Source organism: Spirillospora sp. NPDC047279 (assembly GCF_040643285.1).
GTDB lineage: Bacteria > Actinomycetota > Actinomycetes > Streptosporangiales > Streptosporangiaceae > Spirillospora.
Map to the genome: position 1 here is coordinate 177752 of NZ_JBEYUA010000014.1, position 15893 is coordinate 193644.

16 protein-coding genes and 1 tRNA gene are annotated in these 15893 nt (G+C 72.2%); 11 read left to right on the forward strand and 6 right to left on the reverse strand.

What is annotated here, in order from left to right; genetic code table 11:
* Positions 1 to 128 precede the first annotated feature (128 nt).
* Positions 129 to 788 carry a response regulator transcription factor gene (locus ABZ810_RS32495; protein WP_358409788.1) on the forward strand — a complete coding sequence of 220 codons (660 nt, stop codon included), beginning with the start codon at positions 129 to 131 and terminating at the stop codon, positions 786 to 788.
* Positions 785 to 1996, forward strand: a complete 1212-nt coding sequence (locus ABZ810_RS32500; protein WP_358409789.1) for a GAF domain-containing sensor histidine kinase — start codon at positions 785 to 787, stop codon at positions 1994 to 1996. Before ABZ810_RS32495 ends, ABZ810_RS32500 begins: the two co-directional genes overlap by 4 nt.
* On the opposite strand, the gene ABZ810_RS32505 is transcribed toward ABZ810_RS32500, so the two are convergent.
* The gene (locus tag ABZ810_RS32505) at positions 1962 to 3143 is read right to left on the reverse strand and encodes a saccharopine dehydrogenase NADP-binding domain-containing protein (RefSeq protein ID WP_358409790.1); all 1182 of its coding nucleotides are present in this window, start codon (positions 3141 to 3143) and stop codon (positions 1962 to 1964) included. The two genes, ABZ810_RS32500 and ABZ810_RS32505, sit on opposite strands and share 35 nt — an antisense overlap.
* 99 nt (positions 3144 to 3242) lie before the next feature.
* Complete coding sequence (locus ABZ810_RS32510; protein ID WP_358409791.1) at positions 3243 to 4118, reverse strand: LysR family transcriptional regulator; 876 nt, start codon at positions 4116 to 4118, stop codon at positions 3243 to 3245.
* 181 nt (positions 4119 to 4299) lie between these two features.
* Here ABZ810_RS32510 and ABZ810_RS32515 point away from each other — a divergent pair, with 181 nt between their 5' ends.
* The 5 genes from ABZ810_RS32515 (at position 4300) to ABZ810_RS32535 (ending at position 9046) form a co-directional block, all read left to right on the forward strand.
* On the forward strand, positions 4300 to 5733 hold the full coding sequence (locus ABZ810_RS32515; RefSeq protein WP_358409793.1) for a form I ribulose bisphosphate carboxylase large subunit: 1434 nt from the start codon (positions 4300 to 4302) through the stop codon (positions 5731 to 5733).
* Positions 5733 to 6176, forward strand: coding sequence for a ribulose bisphosphate carboxylase small subunit (locus ABZ810_RS32520; RefSeq protein WP_358409795.1), 444 nt, complete (start codon positions 5733 to 5735; stop codon positions 6174 to 6176). Before ABZ810_RS32515 ends, ABZ810_RS32520 begins: the two co-directional genes overlap by 1 nt.
* A gap of 20 nt (positions 6177 to 6196) precedes the next feature.
* On the forward strand, positions 6197 to 7171 hold the full coding sequence (gene cbbX / locus ABZ810_RS32525) for a CbbX protein (protein WP_358409797.1): 975 nt from the start codon (positions 6197 to 6199) through the stop codon (positions 7169 to 7171).
* Positions 7172 to 7245: 74 nt separating this feature from the next.
* Positions 7246 to 8154 carry a PAC2 family protein gene (locus ABZ810_RS32530; RefSeq protein WP_358409799.1) on the forward strand — a complete coding sequence of 303 codons (909 nt, stop codon included), beginning with the start codon at positions 7246 to 7248 and terminating at the stop codon, positions 8152 to 8154.
* A gap of 91 nt (positions 8155 to 8245) precedes the next feature.
* A complete protein-coding gene (locus ABZ810_RS32535; RefSeq protein WP_358409801.1) occupies positions 8246 to 9046 on the forward strand; it encodes an SAM-dependent methyltransferase in 801 nt (266 codons plus the stop codon).
* 58 nt (positions 9047 to 9104) lie between these two features.
* On the opposite strand, the gene ABZ810_RS32540 is transcribed toward ABZ810_RS32535, so the two are convergent.
* Positions 9105 to 10259, reverse strand: a complete 1155-nt coding sequence (locus tag ABZ810_RS32540) for an acyl-CoA dehydrogenase family protein (protein ID WP_358409803.1) — start codon at positions 10257 to 10259, stop codon at positions 9105 to 9107.
* A 209-nt stretch (positions 10260 to 10468) separates the two neighbouring features.
* Between ABZ810_RS32540 and ABZ810_RS32545 the strand changes: the two genes are divergently transcribed.
* Together ABZ810_RS32545 and glnII are read left to right on the forward strand one after the other, a co-directional pair.
* Positions 10469 to 10540: transfer RNA gene (locus tag ABZ810_RS32545), tRNA-Val, on the forward strand.
* A gap of 245 nt (positions 10541 to 10785) precedes the next feature.
* Positions 10786 to 11805 (forward strand): glutamine synthetase GlnII, encoded by a 1020-nt coding sequence (glnII, locus tag ABZ810_RS32550; RefSeq protein ID WP_358409804.1) that lies wholly within the window; start codon positions 10786 to 10788, stop codon positions 11803 to 11805.
* Between the two features lie 87 nt (positions 11806 to 11892).
* On the opposite strand, the gene ABZ810_RS32555 is transcribed toward glnII, so the two are convergent.
* The gene (locus ABZ810_RS32555) at positions 11893 to 12426 is read right to left on the reverse strand and encodes a helix-turn-helix domain-containing protein (protein ID WP_358409806.1); all 534 of its coding nucleotides are present in this window, start codon (positions 12424 to 12426) and stop codon (positions 11893 to 11895) included.
* Positions 12427 to 12579: 153 nt separating this feature from the next.
* Between ABZ810_RS32555 and ABZ810_RS32560 the strand changes: the two genes are divergently transcribed.
* Positions 12580 to 13254 (forward strand): hypothetical protein, encoded by a 675-nt coding sequence (locus ABZ810_RS32560; RefSeq protein WP_358409808.1) that lies wholly within the window; start codon positions 12580 to 12582, stop codon positions 13252 to 13254.
* Positions 13255 to 13311: 57 nt separating this feature from the next.
* On the opposite strand, the gene ABZ810_RS32565 is transcribed toward ABZ810_RS32560, so the two are convergent.
* Together ABZ810_RS32565 and ABZ810_RS32570 are read right to left on the reverse strand one after the other, a co-directional pair.
* A complete protein-coding gene (locus ABZ810_RS32565) occupies positions 13312 to 14157 on the reverse strand; it encodes a hypothetical protein (RefSeq protein WP_358409810.1) in 846 nt (281 codons plus the stop codon).
* A 73-nt stretch (positions 14158 to 14230) separates the two neighbouring features.
* Complete coding sequence (locus tag ABZ810_RS32570; RefSeq protein ID WP_358409812.1) at positions 14231 to 14680, reverse strand: universal stress protein; 450 nt, start codon at positions 14678 to 14680, stop codon at positions 14231 to 14233.
* 167 nt (positions 14681 to 14847) lie between these two features.
* On the opposite strand from ABZ810_RS32570, the gene ABZ810_RS32575 reads away from it, so the two are divergent.
* Positions 14848 to 15888, forward strand: a complete 1041-nt coding sequence (locus tag ABZ810_RS32575; protein ID WP_358409814.1) for an alpha/beta fold hydrolase — start codon at positions 14848 to 14850, stop codon at positions 15886 to 15888.
* Positions 15889 to 15893 lie beyond the last annotated feature (5 nt).

Here is a 15893-nt window from a genome sequence, read left to right on the forward strand (position 1 = left end):
CTAAGGTCACGGCGGCGAGTGCTCTTCCCCCAGTCGGGGGAGACCTTGGGGGATATGGGGGTGAAACCGCCCGAGGGGTCGTGAAAGTAGGGCTACTGGTGAGTAGCTTTGGTTGTTATCGTGCCGGGATGAACGCCGCCCCCGTACGGGTCGTCCTCGTCGACGACCACGAGATGATCCTCGCCGGCCTCCAGGCGATGCTGGCGGGATTCACCGGGCGCGTGCGCGTGGTGGGCCAGGCCGGGAGCTCGGCCGAGGCCACCCGGCTGGTGACCATGCTGCGGCCGGACGTGGTCCTGCTGGACGTCCGGCTCGGCCCGGAGAGCGGCCTCGACCTGTGCCGCGTGCTGAGCCGCCAGGTGCCCGAGGCCCGCGTGGTGTTCCTGTCGGTGTACGACGACGAGCAGTACGTCTTCGAGGCGCTGCGCGCCGGGGCGGGCGGCTACCTGCTCAAACGGGTCGACGGCCCGGAGCTGGTCCGCCGGCTCGAGGAGGTCATCCAGGGCGAGACCGTCGTCGACCCCACCCTCGCCGGGCGGATGGCCGTCACCGCCGCCCGGCTCACCCGCGGCGAGTTCTGGCCGGGCGCCAACCGCGGCCTCACCCAGCGCGAGAGCGAGGTGTTGTCGCTGCTGGTCGGCGGGCTGTCCAACAAGGCCATCGCGGCGCGCCTGGTGCTCAGCGAGGAGACGGTCAAGAGCCATCTGCGGGCCCTCTACCGCAAGCTGGAGGTCGCCGACCGCTCGGCGGCCATCGCGGTCGCCCTGCGCGAGGGGCTCTTCCGTTGACCACCGGCGAGGCGGCACCGCCGGCCGCCGGAGCGTCGAACGGCGACGACGTGCTGCCGCTCGCGCCGCTCGCCCGCCTCGAGGGACGCGGCCAGGACCTGCTCGTCCGCATCGTGACGGTCGCCTGCTCCGACCGGGTCCTGTCGGAGGAGGGTTCGGGCGGCGTCATGAGCATGGCCGACGAGCTGGCCGGGCTGGTGGTGCGGTCGGCCAAGGCCCTGACGTTCTGCGACGTGTACGTGCTGGACGAGGACGAGCGCGCCCTCGAATGGTCGGGCCCGCCCGTCCCGCTGGGGGAGGGCGACGCCGGCTGGGTGGCGGCGCACGGCCGGACGCGCCACCACGCCGACCGGCGGGGCGTCGCGGTGCCCGTGCACAGCGGGCACGCCGTCATCGCGGTCATCGACGTACGGTCGGCGGGCACCGTCCAGGCCGACGACGTCGCGCTGGTCGCCTCGCTGGCCGAGCTGTTCGCGCCGGTCCTGTCGTCCTGCCGCCGGCTGCGCACCGCGCAGGAGCGCGAGCACGCGGCCGAGCGGTTCGCCGAACGGGCGGTGGCGGCGCAGGAGGCCGAACGGTCGCGGCTCAGCCGGGAGATCCACGACGGCATCGCGCAGCGGCTGGCCGGCCTGGGCTTCCACCTGTCGGCGGCGCAGCGGGCGCTGCCGGGCCACCATCCGGAGGCCGGGGCGCAGATCCTGCTCGCCCGCGAGCTGTGCGACCTGGCCGCCGCCGAGACGCGCGCGGCGATCGGCGGCCTGCGCCCGCCGGTGCTGGACGACCTGGGGTTGTCGGCCGCGCTGGCGACCCTCGCCCGGGAGGCCGACCTGCCGGGGTCGGCCCTCGACATCACGGTCACCGTCGAGGGCGAGCTGGAGGACGCGCTGCCCGACCACGTGCAGACCGCGCTCTACCGCATCGCGCAGGAGGCGGTCGGCAACTGCCTCCGGCACGCCGCCGCCTCGTGCGTCGACCTGCTGCTGGAGCACGACAGCGACCGGGTCAGGCTGACGGTCGTCGACGACGGCACCGGATTCTCGATCCACGACGTGTTCGCGCCCGGCCGCCGCCCCGACTCCTACGGTCTGCGCGGCATGGCCGAACGTGCCGAGCTGCTGGGCGGCAAGGTCACCATCACCAGCCGCCCCGGCGGCGGCACCACCGTCGAGGCGGCTATACCCGTTCCTCGGACAGCACCCGGAAGGTGATGCCCGCCCGGTCGAGCCGGCCGATGAGCGCGTCGCCCATGGCGGTGGCCGTGGTGACCTGGCCGGACGTCGCGGGCAGGTCGTCGAACGCCAGGCACAACGCCGACTCGGCGATCATCTTGGCGGTCTCGCCGTAGCCCGGGTCGCCGCCGCTGACCTCGGTCACGACGCGCTCGCCGCCGCCCTCGCCGACGAACTTCACGCTGAACCAGTGCCCGGCGCGCCGCTCGGCCGACGGCCCCTCGCCGGGCGTGCGCATGCGCAGCAGGAGCGCGCGGGTCGGCGGCAGCTGGGCCAGCGCGATCGCGGCGCCCGCGCCCGCCGCCATGCCGACCGCGAGCGGAAGGCGCTTGACGGCGACGTAGTGTCCGTACGAGAAGTCGGGGCCGTAGCGGTCGTTCGCGGCGGCCGACCGGGTGACGATCTGCGGGTCGATCGTCGGGAGCGGCAGCGGCCAGCGGGTCCGGGTGCGGGGCGCGGGGCGCCGCGAGATCCGGATCCGCCGCCCCTCCGGGCCGGGCCCCTCCAGGCGGCGGCGCTCCCGCTCGGCGGCGATCATGCCGCGCACGTCGGCGAAGATCCCGATCGCGGAGTGCCAGGTGCCGCCCGAGGCGTCCGCGCTCGCCCGCACGAAGCCCTCGACGTGCAGCGGGACGCCCTCGGGAAGGTGCTTGACCGTGAAGTAGGCGCCAAGGTCGTGCGGGATCGAGTCGAAGCCCGCCGCGTGCACGATCCGGGCGCCGCTGCGCACCGCCTCGGCGTGGTACTTGACGTACATCCGGTCGATGAACGTCGGCTCGCCGGTCAGGTCCAGGTAGTCGGTGCCGGTACGGGCGCACGCGGCGACGAGCGGCTCGCCGTACCGCACGTACGGGCCGACCGTGGTGATGACGACGCGGGCGGCGCGCGCGACCGCCTCGATCGAGGCCGTGTCGGAGGTGTCGGCGTGCAGCAGCGGCAGTTCCTTGCAGGCCGGGTTGATCGCGGCGACCCGGTCGCGCACCGCCTCCAGCTTGGCCTGGTTGCGGCCCGCCAGCGCCCAGCGGGTGTCCGGCGGCGCGTGCTCGGCCAGGTACTCGGCGGTCAGCCCGCCGGTGAACCCCGTGGCACCGAAGAGGACGACGTCGTACTCGCGGTCGCTGGCCATCGTTCCCACGTCCTTCAGATCGCTGGTCCCGAACCCGATTCTGTACCCCTGCCCGGCGCACGGCCAACCGGACACCGCATCCAACAAGAGTGAGCTGCCTCACCCGGCGGCCGGGGCGTGCCAGCCGGTGGCCTCCAGCAGATGGGCGACGAAGAGCCTGGTGGTGGCGGTCGGAGCCGGGCCGGCGGTGGCCTGCCAGGGCCGGTCGAGCGGGGTGCCGGGCGCATCGGTGATCACCAGCCGGCCGGCCTCCAGCTCGGCGGCGACCGCGTCCCGGGAGACCAGCGCGGCGCCCAGCCCGGCCGCCGCGCCCGCGACGACGGCGCCGTTCGAGCCCAGCACCAGCTGCGGCGGGCCGGCGGCGTGCTCGGCGAGATAGGCCTCGGCGGTCGCCCGGGTGCCCGACCCCGGCTCCCGCATGACCCAGGGGGTGGTGCCGAGCGCGAACGCCGCCGCGACGGCGGGGGCGGCGACCACCACCAGGTCGTTCTCGCGGGTGGCCATGACCTGCGACGGGACGCCGGCGGGCGGCCGGCCGCCCAGCACGAGATCGGCGTCGTGGTCGGCCAGGCGCCGCCACAGCTGGCGGCTCGGGCCGACCTCCACCGCCAGGCCGACCTCCGGCCAGCGGGCGCGGAAGCCCGCCAGCAGGTCGGGCAGGATCTGGTCGGCGGCGGTGGGGACGGCCGCCAGCCGCAGCGAGCCGCGGGCCGGGTCGGCCTCGCCGCGCGCCGCCGCCCTCCCCTGTTCGAGCAGCCCGAGCACCTGCCGCGCGTACCCGGCGTACACCGTGCCCGCCGGGGTCAGGCTCACCCCGCGCCCCACCCGCTGGACGAGCGGAACGCCCAGGTCACGGGCCAGGGCCGTGATCGAGGACGAGACGGCCGACTCGGTGACGTACAGCCGCTGCGCCGCCGCCCGGACCGACCCGGTCTCGGCCAGCGCGATGAACGACCGCAACCTGGATTCAGTCATCGCTCAACCTTCACCGCGAAACACTTGATGGACATGGCAAGTATCGCCGGGGCACGCTCGAGTCGTCCACGGACACACCTGGACGAACGTGCGGCGGGCCGCCCCATCCCCTGGGGTGTCGCCCTTTCCGGGGCGGCCCGCCGCGCCGCCGGGTAGCTGATGACGGGAGCTGAGCGGACGAATGAACGCGGGCAGATGGTCGGCGGGCGTGATCCCCTACGCGGAGATGGGGTACTGGCGGCCGGACTACCAGCCGAAGGACAGCGACATCCTCGCCGCCTTCAGGATCACGCCGCAGCAGGGCGTGCCGCCCGAGGAGGCGGGCGCGGCGGTCGCCGGCGAGTCGTCCACCGCCACCTGGACGGTGGTGTGGACCGACCGGCTGACCTCGTACGAGAACTACCAGGCCAAGTGCTACCGGGTGGAGCCGGTGCCGGGCAAGGAAGGCGAGTTCATCGCCTACATCGCCTATGACCTCGACCTCTTCGAGGAGGGGTCGATCGCGAACCTGACGTCGTCCATCATCGGGAACGTCTTCGGGTTCAAGGCGCTCAAGGCGCTGCGCCTGGAGGACATGCGCATCCCGACGCACTACGTGAAGACGTTCCAGGGGCCGGCGCACGGCATCGTGATGGAACGCGAGTACCTCAACAAGTACGGGCGCCCGCTGCTCGGCGCGACCGTGAAGCCCAAGCTGGGCCTGTCGGCGCGCAACTACGGCCGGGTGGTGTACGAGGCGCTGCGCGGCGGCCTGGACTTCACCAAGGACGACGAGAACATCAACTCGCAGCCGTTCATGCGCTGGCGCGATCGGTTCCTGTTCTGCATGGAGGGTGTCGCACGCGCCCAGGCCGCCTCCGGCGAGACCAAGGGCCACTACCTCAACGTCACCGCCGGGACGATGGAGGACATGTACGAGCGGGCCGAGTTCGCCAAGGAGCTCGGCAGCGTCATCATCATGATCGACCTGACCATCGGCTACACCGCGATCCAGTCGATGGCCAAGTGGGCGCGGGCCAACGGGATGTTGCTGCACCTGCACCGCGCCGGGCACTCCACCTACACCCGGCAGAAGACGCACGGCGTGAGCTTCCGCGTCATCGCCAAGTGGATGCGGCTGGCCGGCGTCGACCACATCCACGCCGGCACGGTCGTCGGCAAGCTGGAGGGCGACCCCAACACCGTCGCCGGCTTCTACGACACGCTGCGGCTGGACAAGATCGCCGCCGACCCGGTCAAGGGCCTCTACTTCGACCAGGAGTGGGCGTCGATGCCGGGCTGCATGCCGGTGGCGTCGGGCGGCATCCACGCCGGCCAGATGCACCAGCTGCTGCACTACCTCGGCGAGGACGTGATCCTGCAGTTCGGCGGCGGCACGATCGGCCACCCGATGGGCATCGCCGCGGGCGCCGCCGCCAACCGCGTCGCCCTGGAGGCGATGATCAAGGCGCGCAACGAGGGACGCGACTTCCTCGCCGAGGGCACCGACATCCTGCGCGCCGCGGCCAAGCACAGCCGCGAGCTGGAGGTGGCCCTGTCGACCTGGGGCGACATCACGTTCACCTACGAGTCCACCGACACCCCCGACGTCGTCGAGACACCTGTGAGCGTCTGATGCGAATCACCCAAGGCACCTTCTCGTACCTGCCCGATCTGACCGACGACGAGATCTCGGCGCAGATCGCCTACGCGCTGGAGCACGGCTGGCCGTGCTCGGTCGAGTTCACCGACGACCCGCACCCGCGCAACGACTACTGGGAGATGTGGGGGCTGCCGATGTTCGACATGGCCGACCCCGCCGCCGTCCTCTACGAGATCAACGAGTGCCGGCGGGCCTACCCGAACCTCTACATCCGGCTGAACGCCTACGACGCGAGCTACGGGCGGCAGACCACCGCGCTGTCGTTCATCGTGCAGCGGCCGGCCGAGGAGCCCGGTTTCCGGCTCGACCGGGAGGAGACCAGCGACCGCCGGGTGCGCGTCCGCATGCACCCGTACGCGCTGGACCGCCCCCAGGGTGAGCGCTACGCGGGGAACGGTCACGCGGAGACCCCATGAGTGAAAGATCCGGATTCGGTATGCGACCCTCTGGGAACGGTTCACACGAATCGTCCGCAGACGGTTCCCCGGCGTCCCCTTCCGCTGAGGCAGACGCCGGGGAACCCCTTCGGCCGCTGGACCCGGACGCGCGGATCGACCTGGCGAGCGAACGCCGGGAGTCGCAGGCCGACGAGGTCCTGGACGGCCTGGAGGCCGACCTGGTCGGCCTGGCGCCCGTCAAGACCCGCATCCGGGAGATCGCGGCGCTGCTGCTGGTCGACCGGATGCGGTCGCGTTTCGGGATCGTGTCGGGCCGCCCCAGCCTGCACATGTGCTTCACCGGCAGCCCGGGCACCGGCAAGACGACCGTGGCCGTCCGGCTGGCCGAGCTGCTGCACCGGCTCGGCTACATCCGCAAGGGCCACCTGGTCTCGGTCACCCGCGACGACCTGGTCGGGCAGTACGTGGGGCACACCGCGCCCAAGACCAAGGAGGTCCTCAAGCGGGCGATGGGCGGCGTGCTGTTCATCGACGAGGCCTACTACCTCTACCGGGCCGAGAACGAGCGCGACTACGGCCAGGAGTCCATCGAGATCCTCCTCCAGGTCATGGAGAACCAGCGGGACGACCTGGTCGTGGTGCTGGCCGGATACAAGGACCGGATGGACTCGTTCTTCGCCTCCAACCCCGGGATGAGCTCGCGCATCGCCCACCACATCGACTTCCCCGACTACACGACCGGCGAACTGGAGGCCATCGGCCACCTGATGCTCGAACGTGAGGGCTACACCCTCGACCCCGGCACCGTCCCGGTCTTCCGCGACTACCTGGAACGCCGCCGCGACCAGCCGCGCTTCGCCAACGCCCGGTCCGTCCGCAACGCCATCGAGCGGGCCAGGCTGCGGCACGCCAGCCGGCTGCTGGCCGCCGGCGGGCCGGTCGGCCGGCCCGAGCTGACCACGCTGAAGCCGGACGACTTCCTCGCCAGCCGGGTTTTCACACTGCGACAGTGATCACACTCGCCCGGAGGATGACGCCGCCCATGTCCTAGTGTTGAGAGCATCGACGTGAAGATGTGGGGGAGACGGTGCAGAACCCTGAGGACCTGTACGAGCTGGACGCCGACCTGCCGGAGATGACCGGGCCGGTGCTCCTCCACAGCCTCGACGGCTTCGTGGACGCGGGGTCCGCCGGGCAGCTCGTGCGCGAGACCCTCCTCGACTCCCTGGAGCACCGGGTGATCGCCCGGTTCGACGTGGACTCGTTGATCGACTACCGGGCGCGGCGCCCGATGATGACCTACGACCGTGATCACTGGGCCTCCTACGAGGTGCCGGAGCTGGTCGTTCACCTGGTGAAGGACGAGGTGGGCAGCCCCTTCCTGATGCTGACCGGGCCGGAGCCCGACCGGCTCTGGGAGGGGTTCACCGCCTCGGTCCGCTCGCTGGTCAAGAAGCTGGACGTGGGCCTGGTGATCGGGTTCCACGGCATCCCGATGGGCGTGCCGCACACCCGCCCGGTCGGGATGACCTCGCACGCCACCCGGCCCGAGCTGATCACGCGTTCGTCCTGGTTCGACAAGGTGCAGGTGCCGGGCAGCGCGGCCGGCCTGCTCGAGCTGCGCCTCGGCGAGTCCGGCCACGACGCGATCGGGTTCGCCGTCCACGTCCCGCACTACCTGGCCCAGTCGGCCTACCCGGCGGCCGCGGTGGCCGCCATGGAGGCGGTCGTCAACGCCACCGGCCTGGTGCTGCCGTCCGACGAGCTGCGCGAGGCCGCCGCCAAGACCGACGCCGAGATCGCCGAGCAGGTCACCGGCAACGACGAGGTCGAGAAGGTCGTCAAGGCGCTGGAGCAGCAGTACGACGCGTTCGCCGGCGCCACCGAGCGCGACAACCTCCTCGCCGAGGACCAGGACATGCCCACGGCCGAGGAGCTGGGGGCCCAGTTCGAACGTTTCCTGGCCGAACAGGACGGACCCGACCAGAACTCCTGAAAACGTCCGCCAAGTGATCGCCGGAATCCCGGCGGCGAGGCCGGGTGCATGCCACAATTCGAAAAACTCCGACCCGGTAGGCGGTGAGTGCGTGTCCAGCAGGCCCGACCCCGACGAGAGCGCGTTCTCATACGACCCGTCGAGGCCGAGCATCGCGAGGGTCTACGACTACTGGCTCGGCGGCAAGGACAACTTCGGCCCCGACCGGCAGTTCGCCGTCGACCTCGCCGAGGTGCTGCCGGACGTCACCACCATCGTCCGCGCCAACCGCGAGTTCCTCGGCAGCGTCGTCACGCGGCTGGTGAAGGAGCACGAGGTCGGCCAGTTCCTGGACATCGGCGCCGGTCTGCCCACCGCCGACAACGTGCACCAGGTGGCGCAGTCCTGCGACCCGTCCACCCGGGTGGTCTACGTCGACAACGACACCGAGGTCATCGTGCACGCCCGGGCGCTGCTGGCCGCCAACGACCGCACCGGCGTCGTGCACGCCGACCTGCGCGACCCGGCGGCCGTGCTCGACGACCCGGTCACCGTCCGGCTGCTCGACCTGACCCGCCCGGCCGCCGTCATGCTGGTGAGCATCCTGCACTTCATCGGCGACGACGAGGACGCGCACGGCCTCGTCACCGCCTACATGGACGCCATGCCGTCCGGCAGCTTCCTGGTCATCTCGTCGTCCATCGAGAACCCGGCGGGCAGGACGATCGAGAACCTGTACCGCGACAAGCTCGCCGACCGGGGCGGCGGCGGGACGATCACCCGCACGCGCGAGGAGATCCTCCGGTTCTTCGACGGGCTGGAGATCCTCGAACCGGGCCTGGTCACCGTCACCAAGTGGGACGGCGACGGGCCCGAGGTGCCGTTCGTGGCGGCGGTCGGCCGCAAGCCCTGACGGGCCCGCCGGCCCCACCGCGGCCGGCTCGGCTGAGCCGGGCCCCGGCGGGCCCGGCTCAGACCAGCGCGGCCGGTCCCGGGTCGAGGCCCAGGTCGATCATGCCGAAGAGCGCGTACGTCTCGTCCACGTCGTAGATGACGTGCCCGGAGATCGTGTTGATGTCGCGCTGGACCCGCTGGAACGGCATGTGCGACATCTGCCCGCTGGCACCGGACGCCACGCACAGGTCGTTGACCGCGCCGCGCACCGTCGACACCACCTGGGCGCCGACCAGCCGGGCCCGGGCCCGGTCGGCGATCGTGTACTCGCGGCCCTCCTCGTAGGTCCGCTGGAGGTGGCCGATCGCGTCGTCGAGCAGCAGCCGCGCGGCGGCGAGCTCCGCGGTCGCCTTGGCCAGCTTGATCTGGCCGCTCATCCGGTCGGCCTGCCGCGTGCCGTAGTAGACCATCACGCGCTTGAGCATGCGTTCCTTGAACGAGGCCAGCAGGCCTTCCGCCGCGCCCAGGATCGGGGCCGCGCCGGCCAGCGCCAGCACCGGGACCGACGGCCAGCGGTACGCCGGGCCCTCGTGGAGGTCCGCGCCCGGCGCGGCGCCCTGCCCGAAGTCGGCGAGCGGGACCACCCGGTGGGCGGGCACGAACCGGCCGGCCACCTCGATGTCGTTGCTGCCGGTCGCGCGCATCCCGCTGGTGAACCACACGTCGTGGACGATCACTTCGTCCACCGGCAGCAGGCACACCAGCGGCCCGGCCTCGCCCATGGCGCTGACCATCGCCCAGTCGGCGTGCATGATGCCGGTGCCCCACGACCAGCGGCCGGTGACCTGGAAGCCGCCGTCGGCGGGCTCCGCGCGCCCGGTCGGCGCGAGCGTGCAGGGGATGTAGGCGTACGGGCGCTCGGCGAAGACCTCTTCCTGCGCCTTGGCCGGGAACAGCGAGGCCAGCCAGTTGTGCAGCATGTAGATCGACGTCACCCAGCCGGTCGCCGCGCACCCCGCGCCGAGCTCGCGCGAGATCCCGCACAGCGTGACCAGATCCAGCTCGCGGCCGCCGCGCGCCTTGGGCACGAGCACCTCGAGGAAACCCGCCTCGGTGAGCTCGTCGATGGTCTCCTGGGGGAGTTCGCGGGCCTCTTCGGCGGCCTGCGCCCGCTCCGCCAGTCCAGGGGCCAGCTCCCGCGCCCGCGCGATCAGTTCGTCCCGGTCTGCCATGACGCCTGACCCTACTGGGCCCGTCCGGCCCGATCCATAGCTAACCGAGCGCGATTCGGTTAGTGCTCCCCGCCGCCGCCGGGCGTTCACCCGTCCGCCCTCCCGGGCCTGCCGTCAGGGGGAATCCGTTTCGCGATCGAGCCCCCCGACCGGGTACGCTTGCCCGGTCGCCGGGGACCCCCGCCATGTGCTGGGGAGACGTCCGGCTGGGGCGCGTAGCTCAGGGGTAGAGCTCTCGGCTTACAACCGAGCGGTCGGCGGTTCGAAACCGTCCGCGCCCACCCTCCGCCGCGGGGCCGGCATGATCCGGAGCATGGGCTCCGATCATGCCGGCCCTGTGTCGTTTGTGTCCGGAATCGGGGCTGTGTGACCGGTCTCTCACCTTTATTCGCCCAGGTCAGATGCTGTTTAACATGCCGTTCACATTTGGGCAACAGGTCCGAAATGGCCGATTGTCACGCTCTACTCGGCCGACTGAGGAAGGCCGGAAGAACCCGTCAGGTCGGCTGCGACGAAGGGACAGACGTTGACCTACAAGGCCGAGTACATCTGGATCGACGGTACCGAGCCCAGCGCGCGGCTCCGCTCGAAGACGAAGGTCCTGGCCTCCGGCGCCGAACTGCCGGACTGGGGCTTCGACGGCTCCAGCACCAACCAGGCGCCCGGTGACAACTCGGACTGCGTGCTCAAGCCGGTCTTCTCGTGTCCCGACCCGATCCGCGGGGGCGACAACAAGCTGGTGCTCTGCGAGGTCTACCTCGTCGACGGCACCCCGCACCCGACCAACAACCGCGCCAAGCTGCTGCCGATCGCCGAGAAGTACGCGGCCCAGGACTCCTGGTTCGGCATCGAGCAGGAGTACACCTTCTTCCAGGAGGGCCGCCCGCTCGGCTTCCCGGCCGTCGGCTTCCCCGCCCCGCAGGGCCCGTACTACTGCGGCGTCGGCGCCGACGAGGTGTTCGGCCGCGAGATCGTCGAGAAGCACCTGGACGCCTGCATCGAGGCCGGCCTGAAGATCTCCGGCATCAACGCCGAGGTCATGCCCGGCCAGTGGGAGTTCCAGATCGGCCCGGCGGGCCCGGCCGAGGCGGCCGACCACCTGTGGGTGGCCCGCTGGCTGCTCTACCGCATCGCCGAGGAGTTCGACGTCGCCGCCACCCTGGACGCCAAGCCGGCCAAGGGCGACTGGAACGGCGCGGGCGCGCACACCAACTTCTCCACCAAGGCCATGCGCGAGGGCTACGACGCCATCGTCACCGCCTGCGAGGCGCTCGGCGCCGAGGGCAAGGTCGAGGAGCACCTCGCCGGCTACGGCCACGGCATCGAGGAGCGCCTCACCGGCGAGCACGAGACCGCGCACTACAGCCAGTACAGCTACGGCGTGTCCGACCGCGGCGCCTCCGTGCGCATCCCGTGGCAGGTCGAGGTCGAGAAGAAGGGCTACATCGAGGACCGTCGCCCCAACGCCAACATCGACCCGTACAACGTGACGCGTCTGCTGGTCAACACCTGCTGCTCCGCGCTGGAGAAGGCGGATCAGGTCTGATCATCATCTGATCGAGACCTCCTGAGACAGAGGGGACTTCCGGGGCGGGGCGCTTCCGGGGGTCCCCTCTTCCATGCCCGCGGGCGTTCAGCGGTTGCGCGCCTGGGTGACGTCGAACGCGGCGGCGGTCATCGCCAGCACCGGGAAGATGACCGGGGGCGGCAGCCGGTAGACCGCGCGCTCGGTCTGCTCGACCAGCCCGGCACCGGTGAGCGCCTTGAGATGGTGGTAGAGCTGGCCGGTCGAGTTGAGGCCCAGCTCCGACTGGAGTTCGGTGACCGTGCGCGGGCCGGTGAGCAGCAGTTTCAGCACCTCCAGCCGGGCGGGATGCCCGGCCGCCTGGAGGACGGCGGCCAGCGGCGCGGCGGGCAGGCGGACCAGCTCGCCGGGGCTGCGGGCCACGTCCCAGCCCCACTCGTAGCCGCCGAGCCTGGCCTCGCCGCCGTACCGCACGTACCCGGTCTCGTCCCGGGTCGCCTCCGCGGGCGCGGGCGGTGCGCCCGGCGCCTGGGGCTCCGCGCCGGCGGCGGTGGCCGCGGCCAGGCGGGCCTCGAGGTCGGCCATGCGGGCTTCGAGCGAGCTCAGCCGGTCGTCGGCGGACCGGTCGTCGGTGGACGCCACGCCCCGACTCTAACCGGAATTCCGTAATTGCAGGAAACCCGGTTCGCCGCGATGCGGCCGGACTGTAGTCGAATGACGACAAATTGGTGAGGTAAGGGGAGTTTTCCTCTCCGGTCCCGGGTAGCACTCCCTCGTCGCATCGGGGGAGGGGACATGGGCGAGACGCCGTACGGGCCGTTCTCCGACGGCCGCCTGCCCGGAGGGGGCCCGCCGCGGATACCGCAGCAGCGCCCCTGGCAGCGCTCGTTCCGCTGCCCCGCCTCGATCCCGCCGCCGATCGGGCTCGCCCCGGCGAGCAGGTTCGACGACTTCCTCGCGCTGCACGAGTCGTTGTCGTCCCGGCCGCAGGTCAGCCTGCGGCGGTTGTGGCTGTGCGGGCTCGGCGTCGCCGTGCTGGCCGCGGTGACGGTGTTCGCCGGCGTGCTGGCCCTGCGGAGCCTGCTCGGCATCGAGGTGCCCGCCGGCAGCGGCGGCATGACCGCCGAGGCCGCCGCCACCACCTACGGGGTGTGCGCCCTGGCGGCGACCGTGCAGGCGACCGCCCTGCTGCACGTCCTGATCGCGGTCGCGGCCCGGCCGATCCGCGCGTTCTGCTGGATCGGCGGGCTCGCCGTCCTGCTCGTGACGATCCTGCCGCTGACGCTGCGCGGAGCCTGGGACGTCGCGCTGGCCACCGGCGCGCTCAACCTGGTGGGCGGCGCGGGCGCCGTCGCCCTGCTGGCCGTGGTGGCCGCCGCGTCGCTGCGCCACCCCGGCCCGCCGCGCCCGCCGCGCTCGCCGGCCCCGCCGGGGCCGAAGCCGCCGCCCTTCCTGCCGGGCGGCTGGTGAGACGTCCAGGCGGTTCCCGGCGCCGGGTGATCCGCGGGACCGGGCGGCTCCCGGGGCTCAGCCGACCGTGATGACCAGCGGCTCCGGCGCCCGCGTCGTGGTGATGCGGACGGGCCGGAGCCGGCGCCTGACCTGCCTGGCCGCGGGCTGCTCCGCGGCCAGCACGCGCAGCTCGCGGTGCATCCCGGAGAAGCCCAGGATCAGGTACGCGTCCCAGGTGCCACGGGGCAGCGGATCGTCGATGAACGCCCTGGTCATCGGGATGTCGGCCTTGTAGGACAGGCCCTCGGGGCCGGTGCCGAGCATCGCGATCACCTCGTAGACCCGGCCGCTGTCGTGCTCGCGCAGCGTGAGCGTCGCCGAGATCGGCATGCTGAAGTCGCGGAGCGCGAGCCGCCCGGCCACCACCAGCTCCTCGTCGTGGTCGTTCCAGGCGACGGTGGCGGCGCGCGTGGTGCCGGCCGTGTGGGACTCGCCGCCGGCGTCGATGGCGAGTGTGCCGTGGACGCTGAAGTAAAGGGTCACCGTCGTGGAGTCGGTGAGGAAGTGCCGCTGCGGCGACACGTCGATCTCGGCGGCGCGGTCCCGGCCGAGCGGCGTGACGACGGCGTCGCCGCCCTGCCCGACGGAGAGCTCGAGGTCCCAGAGGCCGTGCGGGAGCGGCGCCCCTCCGGCGGCGGCCGTCACCGGAACGCCGGCCTCGAACCGCACCCGTTCGGCGGCGCCCGCTGGCTCGGCCTCCGGCGGCCCGGTGCTGGCGGGGAAGGTGAGCACCCGGCTCCCGTCCCGTTCGCGGAGGAGCAGGTCGATGCGCTGGGGCGCGGCGGGCTCGCGCTTGAGCCAGCCGGCCACCCGGACGGTCTCGCCCGCCCAGCGGGCCTCCGTCAAGAAAGGATCACGCACGGCTTCCCTCCCGCTCACCGGCAGTCACCCGATCACTTGACGACTACCCGCGATCACCGCGCCGGAACCGGGGTCAGGGGACCACCGTGACGGGCCAGCGGCCCGCCCTGACCAGGCGGACCGCCACCGAGCCGATCAGCCGGTGACCGGCCTGCGCCGAGGCGCCGACCACCACCGCGTCGGCCCGCAGTTCGTCGGCCACCCGGGCCAGCACCGAGTACGCGTCGCCCTGCTCGGTGACGAACTCGTGCCGCACCGGGTGCTCCCGCATCGCCCGTTCGAGCTCGGCGCGCAGCTCGGCGGCGACCTCCTCGCCCGCCTCCCGCATGACGGCGGCCCCGCCGGGCGTCAGCGTGGAGAGGGACGCCAGCGGCAGGACCTGAACCAGGACGAGCCGGGCGTCGCTGCGCCGGGCCAGCCCCCAGGCGTACGCGGCGGCGCGCATCGAGGTCTCCGAGCCGTCCACGCCGGTGACGATGACCCGGGGCCCGTCGGTGCCCAGCTCGAACGGCGTTTCACTCATGTGATCAGTTTAGGCCCCGGCCGGCCGCCGGCGATGACCGGCCGGTCGTCGCCGGAGCCGCATTTCCGGACGGTCGGGAACGTGTTGTCAGAGTGATTTAACACGCGCTTCACGGCGCCGTGATTTGAGTCTCGCCGGACCCGGTGTAGAAAGAGGATGGTCCTCGAATGGAGATGGATGAAATCGAAATGATTCCCTCCCCCCGGAGCCTGCGGGCCGCCGCGTCCAATGTCACGCACAAACTCCTCTACGGGCATGTCGCGGATCTGCGGCCGATGCCGGCGGAGATGATCGACGACGGGCCGCGCCGGTCGGTCTTCCGCTACCGGTCGCCGGAGGGGGTGATCCCGGCCGGGCCGCCGGTGGTGTTCGTCCCGCCGCTCGCGGCGCCCACGCGCTGCTACGACCTCCGCCGGGGGTGCAGCCTCGCCGAGCACGTGGTGAGCGCGGGTCGGCGCAGCTACCTGCTGGACTACGGCCCGACCGGCGACACCGACCGGGTTCAGGGTTTCGAGGAGTGGGTGGGGGAGATCCTGCCGGGCGCGATCCGCGGGGTCAGTGAGGACGCCGGCGGCCAGCCCGTCCAGCTGGTCGGCTGGTGCCTGGGCGGCATCCTCTCGCTGCTCGCGGCCGCGGCCGATCCGGACCTGCCGATCGCCTCGGTGGCGGTCATCGCCGCCCCGATCGACCTGCGGGCGGTGCGCCCCGCGGCGCCGCTGAAACGTGCTTATCAGACGGTGGGATTCGACAAATACGTGATGCGTCCTTACTCGATGCTGACCAATCTCGATAATATCGAGTTTCTGGCTCAGATCGAGGCGGTCGACCACTTCACCAACAGCATGGTGACTTATCCGGGGCGCACCCTGGAGGAGCTTTATACCGCGCTCCTGCGGGAGAACGCGCTGGCCGGGGGCGGCTTCGAGATCGGCGGGCGGCGCATCGGGCTGGACGCCGTCCGGGCGCCTGTTCTGGCCATCGCGGGACGCGGCGACCCGCTGGCGCCCGTCAAGGCGGTGCATCCGCTGACCCGCCTGCTGCCGTCCGCCGAGCGGGTGCGCTTCGAGATCGCGCCCGGCGGCCATCTGGGCGTGCTCACCGGACGCTCGGCCCGCGAGACGACCTGGGCGCATCTGGACCGCTGGCTGGACGAGGGCATCGTGCGCCACGGCATCCGCCCGCACCGCCGCGCGGCCGCCTCCGTCTGACGCCC